The organism is Paenibacillus turpanensis, assembly GCF_011421635.1.
Taxonomy (GTDB): Bacteria; Bacillota; Bacilli; order Paenibacillales; family YIM-B00363; genus Paenibacillus_AK; species Paenibacillus_AK turpanensis.
This window is the reverse complement of record NZ_WTLI01000016.1, coordinates 24,402-40,311: the sequence shown is the minus strand read 5'-3', so window position 1 is coordinate 40,311 and position 15,910 is coordinate 24,402. Positions and strand designations below refer to the sequence as shown.

Annotated in this window: 17 protein-coding genes and 1 other RNA gene; 1 reads left to right on the top strand and 17 read right to left on the bottom strand. The window is 49.8% G+C overall.

All coding sequences use genetic code 11. The features are described from left to right. Window positions 1-72 precede the first annotated feature (72 nt). The 3 genes from GQS10_RS15435 to GQS10_RS15425 all read right to left on the bottom strand — a co-directional run bounded on the left by GQS10_RS15435 (window position 73) and on the right by GQS10_RS15425 (window position 1,428). Window positions 73-579 (bottom strand): hypothetical protein, encoded by a 507-nt coding sequence (locus tag GQS10_RS15435; RefSeq protein WP_166243759.1) that lies wholly within the window; start codon window positions 577-579, stop codon window positions 73-75. 25 nt (window positions 580-604) lie between these two features. Beyond that, on the bottom strand, window positions 605-817 hold the full coding sequence (locus GQS10_RS15430; protein ID WP_166243757.1) for a DUF1540 domain-containing protein: 213 nt from the start codon (window positions 815-817) through the stop codon (window positions 605-607). Between the two features lie 110 nt (window positions 818-927). Beyond that, window positions 928-1,428: a DUF3907 family protein gene (locus tag GQS10_RS15425; RefSeq protein WP_166243755.1), complete on the bottom strand. Its 501-nt coding sequence runs from the start codon at window positions 1,426-1,428 to the stop codon at window positions 928-930. 145 nt (window positions 1,429-1,573) lie between these two features. Here GQS10_RS15425 and GQS10_RS15420 point away from each other — a divergent pair, with 145 nt between their 5' ends. Further along, window positions 1,574-3,481: a S8 family peptidase gene (locus tag GQS10_RS15420; RefSeq protein ID WP_166243753.1), complete on the top strand. Its 1,908-nt coding sequence runs from the start codon at window positions 1,574-1,576 to the stop codon at window positions 3,479-3,481. Between the two features lie 107 nt (window positions 3,482-3,588). On the opposite strand, the gene rnpB is transcribed toward GQS10_RS15420, so the two are convergent. The 14 genes from rnpB to GQS10_RS15350 all read right to left on the bottom strand — a co-directional run bounded on the left by rnpB (window position 3,589) and on the right by GQS10_RS15350 (window position 15,899). Beyond that, window positions 3,589-4,011, bottom strand: an RNA gene (gene rnpB / locus GQS10_RS15415) — RNase P RNA component class A. Window positions 4,012-4,064: 53 nt separating this feature from the next. Continuing rightward, window positions 4,065-5,183, bottom strand: coding sequence for a Nif3-like dinuclear metal center hexameric protein (locus GQS10_RS15410; protein ID WP_166243751.1), 1,119 nt, complete (start codon window positions 5,181-5,183; stop codon window positions 4,065-4,067). Next, on the bottom strand, window positions 5,150-5,920 hold the full coding sequence (locus GQS10_RS15405) for a tRNA (adenine(22)-N(1))-methyltransferase (RefSeq protein ID WP_243735199.1): 771 nt from the start codon (window positions 5,918-5,920) through the stop codon (window positions 5,150-5,152). Before GQS10_RS15405 ends, GQS10_RS15410 begins: the two co-directional genes overlap by 34 nt. Before the next feature lie 2 nt (window positions 5,921-5,922). Beyond that, window positions 5,923-6,753, bottom strand: coding sequence for a hypothetical protein (locus GQS10_RS15400; RefSeq protein WP_166243749.1), 831 nt, complete (start codon window positions 6,751-6,753; stop codon window positions 5,923-5,925). Window positions 6,754-6,822: 69 nt separating this feature from the next. Continuing rightward, window positions 6,823-7,944, bottom strand: a complete 1,122-nt coding sequence (rpoD, locus tag GQS10_RS15395) for an RNA polymerase sigma factor RpoD (RefSeq protein WP_166243747.1) — start codon at window positions 7,942-7,944, stop codon at window positions 6,823-6,825. Between the two features lie 17 nt (window positions 7,945-7,961). Then, the gene (gene dnaG, locus GQS10_RS15390) at window positions 7,962-9,800 is read right to left on the bottom strand and encodes a DNA primase (RefSeq protein ID WP_166243745.1); all 1,839 of its coding nucleotides are present in this window, start codon (window positions 9,798-9,800) and stop codon (window positions 7,962-7,964) included. Window positions 9,801-9,841: 41 nt separating this feature from the next. Next, window positions 9,842-10,312, bottom strand: coding sequence for a YaiI/YqxD family protein (locus tag GQS10_RS15385; RefSeq protein ID WP_166243743.1), 471 nt, complete (start codon window positions 10,310-10,312; stop codon window positions 9,842-9,844). 93 nt (window positions 10,313-10,405) lie between these two features. Next, window positions 10,406-11,188, bottom strand: coding sequence for a DNA repair protein RecO (gene recO, locus GQS10_RS15380; protein ID WP_207952291.1), 783 nt, complete (start codon window positions 11,186-11,188; stop codon window positions 10,406-10,408). Between the two features lie 24 nt (window positions 11,189-11,212). Beyond that, the gene (locus GQS10_RS15375) at window positions 11,213-11,362 is read right to left on the bottom strand and encodes a YqzL family protein (RefSeq protein WP_166243741.1); all 150 of its coding nucleotides are present in this window, start codon (window positions 11,360-11,362) and stop codon (window positions 11,213-11,215) included. Between the two features lie 107 nt (window positions 11,363-11,469). Further along, on the bottom strand, window positions 11,470-12,378 hold the full coding sequence (gene era / locus GQS10_RS15370) for a GTPase Era (protein ID WP_166243739.1): 909 nt from the start codon (window positions 12,376-12,378) through the stop codon (window positions 11,470-11,472). Continuing rightward, window positions 12,365-12,787, bottom strand: coding sequence for a cytidine deaminase (locus tag GQS10_RS15365; RefSeq protein ID WP_166243737.1), 423 nt, complete (start codon window positions 12,785-12,787; stop codon window positions 12,365-12,367). The genes era and GQS10_RS15365 overlap by 14 nt, the downstream gene beginning before the upstream one ends. A 12-nt stretch (window positions 12,788-12,799) precedes the next feature. Next, window positions 12,800-13,162, bottom strand: coding sequence for a diacylglycerol kinase family protein (locus GQS10_RS15360; RefSeq protein ID WP_166243735.1), 363 nt, complete (start codon window positions 13,160-13,162; stop codon window positions 12,800-12,802). Beyond that, complete coding sequence (ybeY, locus tag GQS10_RS15355) at window positions 13,159-13,650, bottom strand: rRNA maturation RNase YbeY (RefSeq protein WP_166243733.1); 492 nt, start codon at window positions 13,648-13,650, stop codon at window positions 13,159-13,161. The genes GQS10_RS15360 and ybeY overlap by 4 nt, the downstream gene beginning before the upstream one ends. Then, a complete protein-coding gene (locus GQS10_RS15350; RefSeq protein WP_166243731.1) occupies window positions 13,647-15,899 on the bottom strand; it encodes an HD family phosphohydrolase in 2,253 nt (750 codons plus the stop codon). The genes ybeY and GQS10_RS15350 overlap by 4 nt, the downstream gene beginning before the upstream one ends. Between the last annotated feature and the right edge of the window lie 11 nt (window positions 15,900-15,910).

Here is a 15,910-nt window from a genome sequence, read left to right as displayed (position 1 = left end):
TTTACCCAAAGAGGCGCAATTCGCCATTTTATGCAAAAAAGCAGCCGTATACGAAGATACGGCTGCCTGCTGCTATCGGGTTATATTGAGTATCGCTAAAAATGTGACAAACGATATTAACCCTAAAACCATCGACCATACACCAAGCGCACGAGTACCGCGAACGTACGAAATAAAACCGACAACAATTGCGGAAGGACCTAATACAGAAGGCCAAACAAATAAAGATGCAATGGCCAATACTAGGGCCAACCATCCCATCATTGCTCCATTCTGATCCAATGCTCCAGCATTTGCTTGAGCGTTAGTCCTGCGGATATCTGCCGGACGATCGTCTTCTGGTTGAATCAGAGGCGCTGCGCCGGTCAGCTCTGCAGCGGCTTCCATGTCGCGCTGATTGGACGGACGTACCGCCGGAGCAAGATCGTCATAAAGGCGATGATCCTCCGGTTCCGGAAGCTCCTCACTTCCCAATCCCGCCGACACCTCGGTTTCAACATCCGGTACATCAGCAATTACATAACGTGTGCCCTCATCACCCGTTATGACAGTTTGCTTGCGGTTGTTACGCTCTTCCACGTGAAAAACCTCCTATCGGGGATATTTATCCCTTTTTCGGTTTGAACGTGTGGCAGCATGTCGTCGACGCGTTTTTTGCAACGTCCTGATGATCCGAATCGAAGCCTTCACCTGCGAACTCAGCGTCAAACGTTTTGTCCGCATGTTTGTCGATCTCGATCATAATCATGTCGGCATTGCAGCGATTCCCCTCAGCATAATACTCGCAGTTGGATACCGCACATTTTACTTGTGGCATTCCTATCACCCCCGGCAATATTATTCCCTTCTAAGGGCGGTTTTATGACCGGGGGCAGAAAAAAAAGCCGCCGGCGTTTGCCCCAGCGGCTAAATTAACGTACTTTATTTTTACACCTTTTCCCCTTGCATGCGGCGCTGGGTAATGTAGTCAGTTTCGTAATAAGCAAGCTCTTCACGAAGCACTTCAAACACCTTGGACAGCTCCAGCGTTAAATCACGAATTTCCCGCGACGGCTTCTTCCGGAAACGGATCGCATCCTGACCGGTGTAAGCGTAACGCCCGTCTTCGGAATAACATTCATTTTTCGGGTAGAAAAAGTTGTTAACACAGTTGTGATACGTTTCGTAGAGGGCCTTTTCAGCTTGATCCACATTAAAGCTTGGACGGCGCAGGTTCAATCCGACTTTCTCATAGCATACTTCAGAGAACACGGAAAGACGGCGAAGATCGGATAGGTAGTCACGGTAAAACTCTTCCATGGAGGCGTCTTGCTCAGGATTTAATTGGGTCAAGGAATTCGTATTCAAAAACAATTCCAGCTTTTGAATGGCTTCCTTCAGTTTGGCGCTGGTCGTTTCACATAAACTTTGAACTTTGTATACAGCCATGCAGCTATAGACCTCCTTGAAGTGGTTAGGACAAAAGCATTTATGTATCATCCTATCACAAATCCGCTCGGAACTGAATACACGATGCATAATTCCTTTGACGGATTTTCAAGCTAAAGATAAATTGCCTCTGGAGGAAAACGAGATGAAGCATAAATTCGGTGCATTTTTACTAATATTGTTTGGCGCCGCTCTTGTATTGCCTGCCGGGCAGCGTTGGTTAGGGAATGACAATCCGTCCCAGCGTCTCGGTCCGAACCAAGAGCTTGCCGTGAAGCAGCATATTATGGAAGACGACGTTACGAAAACAAATGCACTTTGCCGGATTAGCTGCCGCACCGATTTAAGTATGGCCGCGGCCGAGCTCTCCAAGCCAAATCAAAGTGCTGCAGCCAATCAGCAATACTTAGTGGAAATGATTGCCGAGCATCCGCATATGCTGCGGTTAATTTGGCTGGATCAAGAGGCTCCTGCATTAACCGCAGGCACCATCGATCCCGAAAACGAACGGCAAACGGCGGCCTATCTTACAGAAGCCAGACAGGCGGTTTCTAGCGGCAGCAGCTACCAGTCTCCTACGTTTAACGTACAGCATGAGCCGCATTTTGTTTTGGCAGCAGCTGCAAGCGAAGGAAAGGGTCTGATCGCGATCGTTCGCCAGTCCATCCTGCATGAGGTAAAGCAGCATCAAGTGCGAAATTTACGAATGGTGCCCTACCCTTCGGAGGGGCGTTTCGGCATTAAAGCGGTGGATCCCAAGACGTTAGAACAAGTCGAGGTAGATCACCCTGAGGACAACGAAGGAACAAGCCATTATTACCGCCGCGAGGTTGTTGTGAAGTTCCGGGATGAACCTTCGGAAGAAGATCTTGAGAAGGTCCGTTCCGATATTAAAGCAACGAGCATTCAAAAGTTAGGCTACACCTATGTTATACAATCCGTGGATACAACGACGGATGACATGATTGAATACTTCCAAAAACGCGGGGTCGAGTATGCGGAGCCGCATTTCTTATATATGACTAATGAAAACATCCCGCAGGATAACAGGGCTGCTTTGAGGGGATTCGATGCCGGACCTGGAAAAGACGTCGTATTGCCAAATGATGCTCTCTTTTCAAGATATCAATGGAATTTGCCGATTACCGGAACGCCGGACGGCTGGACCGTCTCAACCGGAAATGACGAAATTGCGGTAGCAGTAGTCGATACTGGAGTTGATCTGGATCATCCGGATTTGCGCGGTCATTTGCTTGCAGGCTATAATGCCGTCGGCAAAAACACCACCCCGGAGGATGATGTAGGTCACGGCACGCATGTAGCCGGCGTAATCAGTGCCATTACCAATAACCGGGAGGGCATTGCCGGCATGACATGGCGCAACAGCATCCTGCCGGTGAAAGTTCTTGACCAAACCGGTGCAGGAAGCACATACTCGGTTGCTCAAGGCATCGTTTGGGCAGCTGATAACGGAGCCAAGGTCATAAATATGAGCCTCGGCAACTACGCCAATGCTCGATTTTTACATGACGCCATCCGCTACGCCTTCGATAAGGATGTCGTGCTGATCGCGGCTTCCGGCAACGACAATACGCAGCAGCCGGGTTACCCCGCAGCTTATCCGGAAGTATTCGCGGTGGCAGCGACGGATAGCCGGAATCGCAAGGCATCGTTCTCCAATTACGGCGATTACATCGACGTAGCAGCTCCGGGCGTAGGCATTGCCTCCACGTATGTCGGCAATCAATACGCAGCTCTCTCGGGCACTTCTATGGCGAGCCCGCACGTCGCTGCATTGGCGGCTCTCATTCGGTCCGTCAACCCTGAGCTTAAAAATACCGAGGTCTACGAGATCATGAGGCAGACAGCCCAGGATCTTGGTACGCAGGGGAAGGACCCTTACTTCGGCTTCGGGTTAATAAACGTGCCCAAAGCGCTCCAGCTGGCCGGTCAAAGCCGCCAATCGATCCTCTTTCAGGATGATTGGCTCAGCCGGGAGTTGAACGATGTGGAACAGGAAATTGCCCGCGAGCAGACGGGTCAAGCCGGTTAGATCTCTGTACAAAAAAGAAGAACACCAACGAAATCAAAAAAGCTGTCGTCAGCAGTGAACTGCAAACGACAGCTTTTTTTCAATTCATTAGTTAATTGATGTGTCATGTAGAAAGTTTGCCGTAAGCCGGGTTCTGTTCTCCCCAGTGGTGCAAACGAACGCATAAAGCGCCCTCCCACCATTGGGAGCGACAATCATCTATCTAGGCCAGCCATTGCTGACTGGCTCAAGCGACCAACCCGGACGCGCCTCGGGCCGAGGCTGTGTTCTCGGCGGCAAGCCGCCTGTACACTGCGTCCCTCTTCGGTCTTGCTCCAGGTGGGGTTTACCAGGGGTAAAGTCACCAGTACCCCTCGTGGTCTCTTACACCACGGTTCCACCCTTGCCTGTGCGCTTTCGCGCCATCGGCGGTCCATTTCTGTGGCACTATCCTTCAGCTCGCGCTGACTGGACGTTATCCAGCACCCTGCCCTATGGAGCCCGGACTTTCCTCCCGCGGCCAAGCCGCCGGCGATTGTCTGTCAAACTTCCCGTTCCAATTGACACGAACCTTAGTATAACGGGTTTCACCCGAAATCACAACTCACAAAAATTGAAAGATTTCCGTATCGATGGCAGATGCGATGACCTCCGCTTCAATTTTCCGCTCTGCCAATTGACGCCGGAGCACTTTAGCCACGCCTTCCTTCATGATCTTTTCTACATTATGACCCGGATCTACGATCGCCAGCCCCGCTGCCGCAGCGTCATGTGCGGTGTGATAGTCGATGTCCCCGGTTACAAGCACATCCGCTCCCGCAAAAAGCGCATGGCGCACATACTTGCTGCCGGATCCTCCAAGAACAGCGATTTTGCGCACCGGCTTCTGCAGGCTACCTACTACGCGAACCGCGTTGACCCCCAATGCCTTCTTTACTCTGTCCGTAAAATCCGCAAGGCTTTCCGCCTGCTCCAGCTTGCCTACCCGCCCGATTCCAAACGATCTGCCTTTTAAATCTACCGGGTACAGATCATAAGCAACCTCTTCATAAGGATGAGCTTTTAGCAGGGCTTGAATGACCGCCTTCCTCACGCTATCCGGAACAATGGTTTCAACCCGCACCTCTGAAGCGCGCTCCAGCTTCCCCTGCTCGCCTAAATATGGGTTTGTGCCCTCCCGAGGAACGAACGTGCCCGTACCTGGGATATTAAAGCTGCAGTGGCTGTAGTTGCCGATCCATCCCGCACCTGCCGAAAACAATCCATTCAGCACCCGTTCATGATGATCTTCCGGCACGAAGACCACCAATTTAAACAGCTTATCCGTATGTACCTCTTCCAGCGCCGCAAACGGACCGTTCAGCCCGATTGCTTCGGCCATCATATCGTTGACTCCGCCCTCGGCCACATCTAAATTCGTATGTGAGATGTAAACCGCAATATCGTTGCGAATGCATTTCTCATACAAGCGTCCTGCCGGCGTATCCGTTTGGATCGATGAAAGGGGACGATAGATAATGGCGTGATGTGCAATGATTAATTCACAGCCGAGACGAATTGCCTCATCCACTACCGCATCCGTGACATCAAGCGCTATAAGCACCTTATTGATCTCTTTTTGCAGAGTGCCCAGCTGCAGTCCAATTTTATCCCCCTCCATCGCCAAATGCTTCGGAGCAAACTTCTCCATTACTTGGATGATCGTCTGGCCTTTTGCCGCCATGCAAGCACCTCCGTAATTTGCTTCATCTCTTCTTCAAACTGCTGCAGCTTCCGTTTGGATTGCTCCGAATCGGATTCCTTCATCTGCTTGGCGATCATTTGCAGCTTAGCGAGCTCACCGTTCCATTTTTGCTCAAAGACAGAGTTTTCTTGAAAAAGTAAGTATGGACCAAAGGTTAGCTTCATTTCTTCGTGAATCTGTAGTCCGGCCTCCGATTCCACGCAATACAGCTCCGCATTACGCTGATGAGCATCCGGTGCTCTTACCGAATTCAGCACCTCGTAGATCTTTCCATCTTCCTCTAAGATCGTTTCACTTTGCAAATACCAATCATTCGCCCGCAGCCATTGCCGGACAAATGTTTCTCCAACGTTAGGCTGAAGGACCAGCTGCCGCACTCCAGCAAGCTTCTCCTTGCCACTCTCTAAAATGTGCGAAATCAATGCTCCGCCCATGCCTGCAATCGTAACAGCATCGACTTCACCGGGAATAAGAACCGATAAGCCATCTCCCCGACGGACGGTGATTTGTTTGCTCAAATCTGCCTCCGCCACCCCGCGGACCGCCGCATCATAAGGTCCTTCATTAATTTCCCCTGCTATGGCCAAAGGAATTTTGTTAAGCTGAACAAGATACACCGGAAGCAAAGCATGGTCCGAGCCGATATCGGCGGTTTTCGAACCGGGGAGCACTAGCTCCGCTATCGTTTGCAATCGCTTTGAAAGCTTTACAATCATGTTTATACAACCCATTCTGTCCATGTTTTTCGAAACCTAAAAAGCAGTACGCCTGCAGCTCCTATTTTACCAAATAACGAAAGCTGCATCACGGAAGCCGACTCTTGCGTTAAAACCATAACATAAATTTCAGGCATAAACCAAAGAAGGAGTGCGGTTATGAATAACACAACGGCGTTCTTTTTGGAGCGATGGTGTACGAGCCAAGCAATCCAACCGAATAAAAAAGATAGAGGAAGCCAGCAAAGCTGTGCAATCGGCCATGAGATGGCATCAATTTGATGATGCAGCAGCCATGCATAAACAAAAGAGCATCCAATCCAACCGCATAAATGAAATATCCCTTGCCGCAGGGCAATCCCGGAAACCACCCATACCACACTGCAAAACAATAAATAAGCGATCACTGCTGAAGCTTCTCCGAGCAACCCATGCAAATATAACAGTAGCATACCAATGACTAAAATAAGTACGGAAGCTGAAGCGGTCAGCACAAGGGAACCAATCGGTTTCGTATCCCGCATGCGGAAACCCATGATGTAAAGAATCCCGACGGAAGCGGCAGAAATCCCGATTTGCACATAGTCTGGAAACAAAGTAAAATTAAGAATAAGGTAGGCGAGGATACCAATTCCTACAGCGAACAGAATCCACCATTTCGGGCTGCTGCTTTGAATTTGCGTTGACGACATTCCAAGCACCTTTTTTTCCTTCTCGGTATGTTCGTCCAAATATAAATTTAATAAAAAGTCGCAGTAGTGCTCCGGAAGCAGCTTGCTTCTCCGCCACCTTTCAATTTCTTTTATAATCGTCTGTTTTTTGTCGGCATCCATCGTCTGTCACTCCCTGGCTACAGTTAAAAAGAAAGACCTTCTGCAAGCAGAAAGTCTACGGTTTCCGATCTATTCAAGAAAATCCTTTAAGCGTTTGCTCCGGCTAGGATGGCGCAGCTTACGAAGCGCTTTAGCCTCAATTTGACGAATCCGTTCCCGAGTAACACCGAATACTTTTCCAACTTCCTCCAATGTCCGGGTGCGTCCGTCATCAAGGCCAAAACGAAGTCTAAGGACGTTTTCTTCCCGCTCGGTCAAGGTGTCCAGTACATCCTCAAGCTGTTCCTTCAGCAGTTCGTATGCAGCTGCATCGGCTGGTGCAAGAGCTTCCTGGTCTTCGATAAAATCCCCTAAATGAGAATCGTCTTCTTCACCGATTGGTGTTTCTAAGGAAACAGGCTCTTGAGCGATTTTCATAATTTCCCGAACCTTATCCGTGCTTAAATCCATTTCCTTTGCAATTTCTTCCGGTGCCGGCTCGCGCCCAAGGTCCTGAAGGAGCTGTCTCGATACGCGGATTAGCTTATTAATCGTTTCAACCATATGAACCGGAATCCGGATTGTCCGCGCTTGGTCCGCAATGGCCCGTGTAATTGCTTGGCGAATCCACCATGTCGCATACGTACTGAACTTGTAGCCCTTCGTATGATCAAACTTTTCTACAGCTTTGATCAGACCCATGTTTCCTTCTTGAATCAAATCGAGGAACAGCATACCTCGCCCAACATAACGTTTTGCGATCGAGACGACAAGTCGAAGGTTGGCTTCCGCTAATCGGCGCTTCGCTTCCTCATCGCCGGTTTCGATTCGTTTCGCAAGCTCCACCTCATCGTCAGCAGACAGCAGCGGCACTCTGCCGATTTCCTTTAAGTACATCCGCACAGGGTCATTGATTTTAATGCCTGGCGGCAGGGCAAAATCTTCGTCAAACTGAAAATCCTCGTGATCGCTATCATCCGCACCGATCGGCATACGATCTTCCTCGGACTCATTTACTACTTCGATCCCAAGGTCGGCAAGCTGCTCGAAAAATTCATCGATTTGCTCCGGATCCTGCTCAAATGGAGAGAGCTTCTCCATAATGTCCTTATATGTTAAGGAAGATCTTTTTTTGCCGAGCTCAATTAGCTGGTCTTTGACTTGGGCCAGCGTCTGCTCCGTTTCCAGTTCAGTATGTTGGTCGTTCGCCATCTTTCTGCTCCTCCTCCCTAGACGTCTTGTTTCTTCAACTTTCTTTCTAGGGCTATAATCTCAAGTTCAATTTGTGCAGCTCGAATATCGTCGCCGCGCTGAATCGCTTCTTTTACCTCTTCTTTTAGCCGGTTGATGACCGTATGTCCCTCATAACGATCTTTTATAACGCCGATCAAATCGTCCAACACATTCAAGCCGGCTGAAGCGTTAATATCCATTAGCGATATCGAGCTTGCCTCCCGTTCCAATTTCGCGTCCTGCAGCGCCGACAAAAAAGAACCTAGATTCAGTTCGTCATGCTCAGCATAATAAGCGTATAAGTACGCTGCTATGGCCGCATGTGAATCTACGTTGAATCGGTCGCCAAGGTGAGATTGCACATGCATAGCCGCATCCCTGTCGCTCATCATTACAAATAGCAGTTGTCGTTCTGCATTGTAATAGGCTGGACGCAGCGGGGGAATGTCATTGCGCACAGAACGCTTTACATTCATAACATTATTCCACGGAATCTCGTTATTATCCCCGGAGGATTGTTTTTTTTGATAATTCGACCTGATTTCATTGGTTTCCTGCTTAAGCGCATCAAAAGAATACTGAAATTCTTCTGAGATCTGCCTTAAGTAGTGTTCCCTTTCCGTTGGCGAAGCAAGCTCGGATACGAATTTCACGGCAGACTTTATGTAGCGCAGCCGATCTTCGTGATCATGAAGCCGGTACCCGCGCTTCATCATGGAAAGGCGGAACGCCGGGACGGAAACCGGAGCTTCTATAATATCTTTTACAAAACGGTCCGCCCCGTATGCCGCTACATATTCATCCGGGTCCATTTTGTCCGGAAGCTGAGCGACGGTCACTTTCAGTCCAACCGCTTCCAATAAAGGTATGCTCTTGCCCGCTGCATTAAGCCCCGCGTTATCACCGTCATAGCACAGAACGACATGCTCTGCATTGCGCTTCAAAATGCCGGCGTGACGCTCGGTTAACGCCGTTCCTAAAGTAGCGACACCGTTCTCTACTCCGGCCGACCAGGCTTTGATGACATCGACATAACCCTCGAACAGCACGATACTGCCCTTCTTGCGAATCGCTGCCCTCGCTTGATGAAAATTGTACAAGCTTTGGCTTTTCGTGAAGAGCGGTGTTTCCGGGCTGTTTAAATACTTTGGCTGTCCGTCCTGCAAAACCCGGCCGCCGAACGCGATAACCTTCCCCTTGGGATCGGCGATTGGAAACATGATTCGGTCACGGAAGCGGTCGACATATCCGCTCCCGTCTTGCTTGGCTGCAAGCAGCCCCGCTTTTTCCATCCGGCTTAAATCGAATTCCTTCTTGGCTAAAAATTGCGTCAGTGAATCCCAGCTGTCCGGCGCATAACCGATGCGAAACGTATCGATCAGCTTTTGGCTAAAGCCTCTGCTTCGCAAATAGTCCATTGCTCTTCGACCGTATTCGGTATTCAGCAATATATAATGGAACCATTTCGCTGCAAGCTCATGAGCCTCGTATAAATCCGCATCCCGTTGTGCCCCGGAGTCTTCCGCCGAATCCTCCCAACTGACCTGAAGGGCGATATCCTCCGCCATTTGGCGCACCGTCTCCGGAAACGACATGCCCTCAACGTCCATAACAAACTTAATGACGTTACCTCCGGCACCGCATCCGAAGCAATGGAAAATTTGTTTGTCTGGAGATACCGTGAAGGATGGTGTTTTCTCCGAATGAAACGGACACAATCCTAAATAGTTTTTGCCTCTCTTCGACAAGCTCACGTATTTCCCGACGGTTTCGACAATATCATGGTGCTTGAGGATCGCCTCTATAATCTCATCCGGTATGTTTCCCCGTAACACCTAAATATCACCACACCCGCATTAACACGTAATAGTATTCGCTATAAGACCCCGTTTTCCTGCATAGAACGTAAAACTTTTGTCAAACATTGTAGAAACTTGTCCCGGTCTACGTTTGTAAAAGGTCTTGGCCCTTTCCCATACCTTCCGTTTCTACGCTGTTTAGCCGCTTCATGCCTTTGCGCCAGCATGAAGTCAATCGTTTCTTCTTCGTACTGTTGGCCCCGATTCGAAAGCACAACCGCCTTTTTGCCTAAACCGATCGCTGCAAGCCCGTAATCTTGAGTGACTAAGATATCTCCCTTGCTCAAATGATTGGCAATAAATAAATCGGCCGACTGGCTGCTGTCGTCGACCTGCATCACCTTAGCCCCGTCCATGGGCGGAATTCGGTGTGCGTAGGAAGCGACAAACCATGCTTCGATGTCGAATCGCCGGGCGGCGCCGGCGATTTCCTCTTTGACGGGACAGGCGTCCGCGTCAACCAAAATTTTAATCTTTACATGGTTCATTGTCATATCACCAGCTTTATCAAAGCCCTAGTCGTATTATTATATACGCTCCTAAGAAAAAAAATCCTGCTTTTCCACAAGGAAAAACAAGATTCACTCTTTTTTGTCGAACAAGCCCTCAAGCTGATCGAGAAAATGGAGGGATTTGAAACGAATCCCGATATGATGTTCGAACCACAGTCTGACCATTTGCTTCATCAGCAGCTTGGATTCCGGTTTTACGGCAATACTGCCCATCCGCCGTGCATCCAAGGCGACAAGCAGCCGCAGCAGCTTGAATGCTGAACCATCCATGGGTATGCTTTGCGGATCTTGGAGCCTATGGATACGGCAAAGCCAGCCCCCTGCTGCCGCGCTGAAGGCAAGCCCCTCCGAAGGGTCCGCTCCGCATGCGGCACAGGCTTCCAGCATCGGCTCGTAGCCTGCTGCCGCGCTTACTTTCCACTCGAAGAGATGGGTGACAATCTGCGGATCCTTCCCTTCTTCAAGCGAGACGAGACTCGCTTTTAACTGTTCGAATAAAAAAGGGTTCGCCTCTCCATCCTCTGTTAAACGGTCAGTCAGCTCGGCTATGTATGCAGCATAAGCCGCCAGCGTTAGATCCTCGCGCAGGCGGCTGTGAGAACGATCAATTTCACCGTGATTTAATGTCCCCATGGACCCGGAGCCCGTTTTAAAAAAAACGAATTCCCCATGGGTAAGCGGCTGCGCGAGAGCGCCAAATTTGCTTTTCAGCTTTCGCGCCCCGCGAGCCATGACAGTGATCTTACCCGTCTGTTTTGTATATAGCGTTACAATCTTGTTGCCTTCCCCGTAGTCCATGCTGCGGACCACAATTCCTTCGACTCGATACAGCACTGCTTCGCCAACTTCCATTTCAAATCAAAAAATGCTGCACAATTACATCAATACTTCGTCATCGGCATCGTTCTGCCATTGGTCTTCATAGTCTTCCAGCGTTAACGGCTCCGGTCGATCCACTTCTTTATACAGCAGATAGGACTCTACGTCACCGGTCATCGCAAAGTACTTCCAGGAAAAATCGCGCATTCGTATTCATCCTTTCGGTTGTAAGGGAATGACTATGCAGTTGTATTTATAGGATGGTACGAACCCGACGACACTATCCATGAAAAAAGTGGAAGGCAATTTCCAGCTTAGTCGTGCCGGAAACCGAGCTCCTTCAACACCCGCATTTCGTTGCGCCAATCCTTTTTCACTTTAACCCATAATTCCAGGAAGGTTTTCGAGCCGAGCAGCGCCTCGATGTCCCCACGAGCCTGCTTGCCAACCTCCTTCAGCAATGCGCCGCGCTTGCCGATGACGATTGCCTTTTGGGAATCGCGCTCTACGAAAATAACAGCGGAGATATGGACCACGCCATTGTCCTCCACCTTCATATCCTCGATGGTCACGGCGATCGAATGCGGAACCTCTTCTCTCGTCAGCTGCAAAATTTTCTCGCGAATCAGCTCCGCGCAAATAAACTGCTCCGGATAATCCGTCACTTGATCCGATGGATAATACTGCGGTCCTTCTGGTAAATAACGGGTAATTTGCTGCAGCAGTGTATTCACATTGTTGCCCTGCAGTGCCGATACCGGAACGACCTCAGCAAAATCATGCAGCTCCTTATAGCTGTCGATCAAAGGCAGGAGCTGGTCAGGATGAACCTTGTCGATTTTGTTAATAACCAGAAAAACAGGAGTCTTCAGCCCGGCAAACTGCTCGGCAATAAACCGATCTCCGCCCCCCATGCCTTCCTCGGCATCAACGAGAAACAGCGCCACATCAACTTCCTTGAGCGTGCCCGTAGCCACCTGCACCATAAAGTCACCAAGCTTATGCTTCGCTTTATGGATGCCCGGCGTGTCCAGAAATACGATCTGGCTGTCGTCAGTCGTATACACGCCTTGAATTTTATTGCGGGTCGTCTGCGGCTTGTCCGACATAATCGCGATCTTTTGGCCGACAATTTGATTCAGCAGCGTCGATTTCCCCACATTCGGTCTTCCAATCATCGCCGCAAAACCGGATTTAAATGCATTTTTATTATGGGCGCTCATGCAGATCCTCCTCGTTGAATGCTCCCGGAAGCAGCTTCGCAACCGTGGTTTGCTGCAGATCGCCTTGCAAATTGGTTAAAAACACGGGCATATGCGGTCCGCAAAGCTCAATCATGACCTGCCTGCATACGCCGCAAGGAGAAATCGGCCGTTTCGTGTCGGCAATGACGGCCATTGCTTGGAAAGATCTCGGCTGATGACCGTCTGCAACGGCCCGGAACATCGCCGTCCGTTCGGCACAGTTGGTCGGCCCATAAGCTGCATTTTCGATATTGCAGCCGAGATGAACGTTACCTTGTGAATCCAACAAGGCCGCACCCACTTGAAATTGGGAATACGGGACATAAGCCTTTTTCATCGCTTCTCCTGCGGCTTCGAGAAGACGGTTCACTTCTTTTTCGTTGATCATATGCGCTGCTCCTTATCCAAACACCTTATGTATAAGCGGAATTCCTAGAATGATAACCCCAACAATAACCGAGATGAACGCGGCCACCAATACGGCGCCTGCAGCGGCATCCTTAGCCGCCTTCGCAAGCGGAGAACGCTGAGGCGAAGCCAAATCGACTGCATACTCTACTGCTGTATTGACTAGCTCTGCAGTGATCACATACCCTATCGTTAAAAATAAGATGAGCCAATCCGTCCGGCTTACTTCAAGCCACAATGCGAAAGCGGCCGCAACAGCCGCTGCAACCAGATGAATACGCAGGTTGCGTTGGGTTGAGACCGCTTGAGCAATGCCCTCCCAAGCATATCCTACGGAAAGGAGCCATTTTCTCATCGCGTTAAGCCTACTTGAAGCAGAATGGCCTCCTGTTTATCATTCATCACCTTTTCGGAAGCCTCGTCCTCATGATCATAACCGATCAGATGAAGGAATCCGTGTAAAAACAAGAAGCCAAGCTCCCTCTCTAAGGAATGTCCATATTCCTCGCTTTGTTCCTTCGCCTTCGGAACGGAAATAATAATATCCCCGAGCAGGTCCTGCATATCATCGAGATTGTCATCTTCTTCAAACATGATGTCAATCTCACCTTCGCCATCTTCCTGAATCGCAAAGGATAGCACGTCCGTCGGCTTATCGATGCCCCGGTATTGGCGGTTAAGCTCATGGATCGTTTCATTATCGACAAAGGTGAGGGAAACCTCGCCCGTTTCGATGCCCTCCGCCTTTCCGGCCAGCTGCAATATTTGTTCCAAATGTCCGATCAGCTGCTCCGGAAGCTGCATTTGCTCCTGCTCATTAGACCATTCCAGCGTTAAGCTCACGCGCTTACGCCTCCTTTTTCATTATCGCTCGGTTTTTTAGCGGTTAAGTCTTCAGGATACTCAATGCGCGAGTGGAAAATGCCCAGCACCGTTTCCTTTAACGTTTTGCCAACAACGTCAAGCTCTTTCAGCGTTAAATCACATTCGTTAAATTGCCCGTCGTCCAGCCGTCCTTTAATAATTTTTTGAACGGTGGAGTCGATCTGTTCAATCGTCGGGCTTCGCAGCGAACGCACCGCGGCCTCGACACAGTCTGCAATTCCGACGATGGCCGCTTCCTTCGTTTGCGCCTTTGGTCCAGGGTACCGATACGTTTCCTCCGGAATATTCGGCTCTTCACCGCGCTCTTCCTGAAGTTTTCTCGCTTTTACGTAAAAATATTTAAGCAGGGTTGTTCCGTGATGCTGCTCGGCAATATCGCAAATTTGCTTCGGAATTTTGTACTCCTTCAGCATTTCCACGCCGTCCCGGGCATGTGCGATAATAATCGACTTAGACAGCTCCGGATTAATATGGTCATGCGGATTGTCTCCGCCCATCTGGTTTTCAATAAAATAACCCGGCCGCTTCGTCTTGCCGATATCGTGATAGAACGAGCCGACCCGGCAAAGCAGTCCGTTGGCGCCGATCGCTTCTGCGGCCGCTTCGGATAAATTGCCGACCATGATGCTGTGGTGGTAGGAGCCCGGCGTTTCGGTCAGCAGCTTGCGCAGCAGCGGATGATTCGGATTCGACAGCTCCACCAGCTTCAGCGGTGATAGAATGCCAAAGGTAACCTCAAAGAACGGCATAATGCCGATGACCAGCACCGCCGTCAGCAGTCCTCCGCCAAAGGCGTAGGCAAGCGACAGCAGCAGTAAATGCGGGTCGTAGTTGTCTTCAAGCAGGAGCAGGGCACCTTGGCTGAAGCAGGCCAGCAGCGATATCAAAATGCCCGCTTTCAAAATCGAGGACCGCTGACTCGCCTTTTGAATGGCGAAAATCGAGATAATGCACACCGCAATGGCAATAAAGCCATACTTGAAATTAAACAGCTCGACCTGATTCTGGTTAAACATAATGCTTGAAACAATAGCAAAAAGAATCGAAGATATGAAAGCAAGACGATCATCCAGTAAAATCGCGATCAAAATCGTTCCCATCGCTACCGGAGCAATGAGCCCAAGCGGCGCATTAAAGCCCTGCCCAATCGATACCAGCTTAAGCACAAGCACATTAATAACGACGATGAGCATGAGCATAATCAACTGCGCGTTATTCGTACGTACCGGCAGCCGGCTGTCCCGTACGAACAAGTAGAGCAGCAGCGATAATACGGCAACCAGCATGCCAAGACCAAGCTGCGGCCAATATTGGACGCGATCCTTCAAAAGCTCTAAATCAGCAAGCTTCTGATAAAGGTCTTCGGTAATCGTTTCACCCTCCGCTACGAGAATATCACCTTTGCTTATGTAGACCGTTGGCGTATTCTCTCTAGCCTTTGCCCGTTCCCGCTCCGTGGCATCGGTATCGGCAAATTTACCCGCGCTTACGCTAAACCGGGCAATTTCTTGAACAAGCTCACGGGTCACCTTTTTAGTCAGAGACGAGGTGTTGACCATTTCCGGCACCTTCGCTCTTACCGTCTGTGCATCAACAACCGATTCCGTCATCAGCCGCTCTACGATCCCCATCGCCACCGGCTTCATTTCGGCAAGCTCCTCCCGTGTCAGACGCGGGAGCTTAAAAAACGTTTCTTCCTGCAGCCGGTATTTTTGCTCCTCCAGCTTGGACTTCATTTCCTTGTAAAACTGCTCGCTGTATAATCCTTTAGATTTGCTGGAGCGGATCCAAGAATCAAAAAACTCATCGTACATCCGAGGCAGCACTGTCTTATAAATGTTAACCTTATCCTCGAAGGTTACCTGCTCATCCGCGTTAATCTGCTCCAGCTCGCGGAAGATCGAATCCACGAGCTGTTCGTTGGGCAGAGAAACCGCAGTGTACACCGGTTGAACCTTTTGAGCCGCTTCCTCTTCTGCCTTCGCTGTCGCTTTCTTATCCTCAATCTGCTCCGGCGCCAGGATATTGCGGTCCGCCACGCTGTTCAGCCGAATATCATACGTTTCCTTCAGCATCTCCCCAGCTAGCGCCGTATACAAAAAGAAAGCAAGAGCAACAAAAAGCAAAAACCGCACCGAGTTGCTGAATTTCCAACCGGTCGGGCGGTAGCGGAATTTTCCTTTAATAATCATCTCTTTATTCGACATGGGAGGTCCTC

Excerpts from the sequence above, each read along its gene's own strand:
- GQS10_RS15360 (WP_166243735.1), bottom strand. The coding sequence starts at position 13,162 with ATGAGAAAATGGCTCCTTTCCGTAGGATATGCTTGGGAGGGCATTGCT.
- GQS10_RS15405 (WP_243735199.1), bottom strand. The coding sequence starts at position 5,920 with ATGATTGTAAAGCTTTCAAAGCGATTGCAAACGATAGCGGAGCTAGTG.
- rpoD (WP_166243747.1), bottom strand. The coding sequence starts at position 7,944 with ATGGCGAACGACCAACATACTGAACTGGAAACGGAGCAGACGCTGGCC.
- GQS10_RS15385 (WP_166243743.1), bottom strand. The coding sequence starts at position 10,312 with ATGAACCATGTAAAGATTAAAATTTTGGTTGACGCGGACGCCTGTCCC.
- GQS10_RS15410 (WP_166243751.1), bottom strand. The coding sequence starts at position 5,183 with ATGGCGGCAAAAGGCCAGACGATCATCCAAGTAATGGAGAAGTTTGCT.
- GQS10_RS15365 (WP_166243737.1), bottom strand. The coding sequence starts at position 12,787 with ATGATCAACGAAAAAGAAGTGAACCGTCTTCTCGAAGCCGCAGGAGAA.
- GQS10_RS15375 (WP_166243741.1), bottom strand. The coding sequence starts at position 11,362 with ATGCGCGATTTTTCCTGGAAGTACTTTGCGATGACCGGTGACGTAGAG.
- GQS10_RS15420 (WP_166243753.1), top strand. The coding sequence starts at position 1,574 with ATGAAGCATAAATTCGGTGCATTTTTACTAATATTGTTTGGCGCCGCT.
- GQS10_RS15425 (WP_166243755.1), bottom strand. The coding sequence starts at position 1,428 with ATGGCTGTATACAAAGTTCAAAGTTTATGTGAAACGACCAGCGCCAAA.
- GQS10_RS15430 (WP_166243757.1), bottom strand. The coding sequence starts at position 817 with ATGCCACAAGTAAAATGTGCGGTATCCAACTGCGAGTATTATGCTGAG.
- recO (WP_207952291.1), bottom strand. The coding sequence starts at position 11,188 with ATGGAAGTTGGCGAAGCAGTGCTGTATCGAGTCGAAGGAATTGTGGTC.
- GQS10_RS15350 (WP_166243731.1), bottom strand. The coding sequence starts at position 15,899 with ATGTCGAATAAAGAGATGATTATTAAAGGAAAATTCCGCTACCGCCCG.
- GQS10_RS15400 (WP_166243749.1), bottom strand. The coding sequence starts at position 6,753 with ATGGATGCCGACAAAAAACAGACGATTATAAAAGAAATTGAAAGGTGG.
- era (WP_166243739.1), bottom strand. The coding sequence starts at position 12,378 with ATGAGCGCCCATAATAAAAATGCATTTAAATCCGGTTTTGCGGCGATG.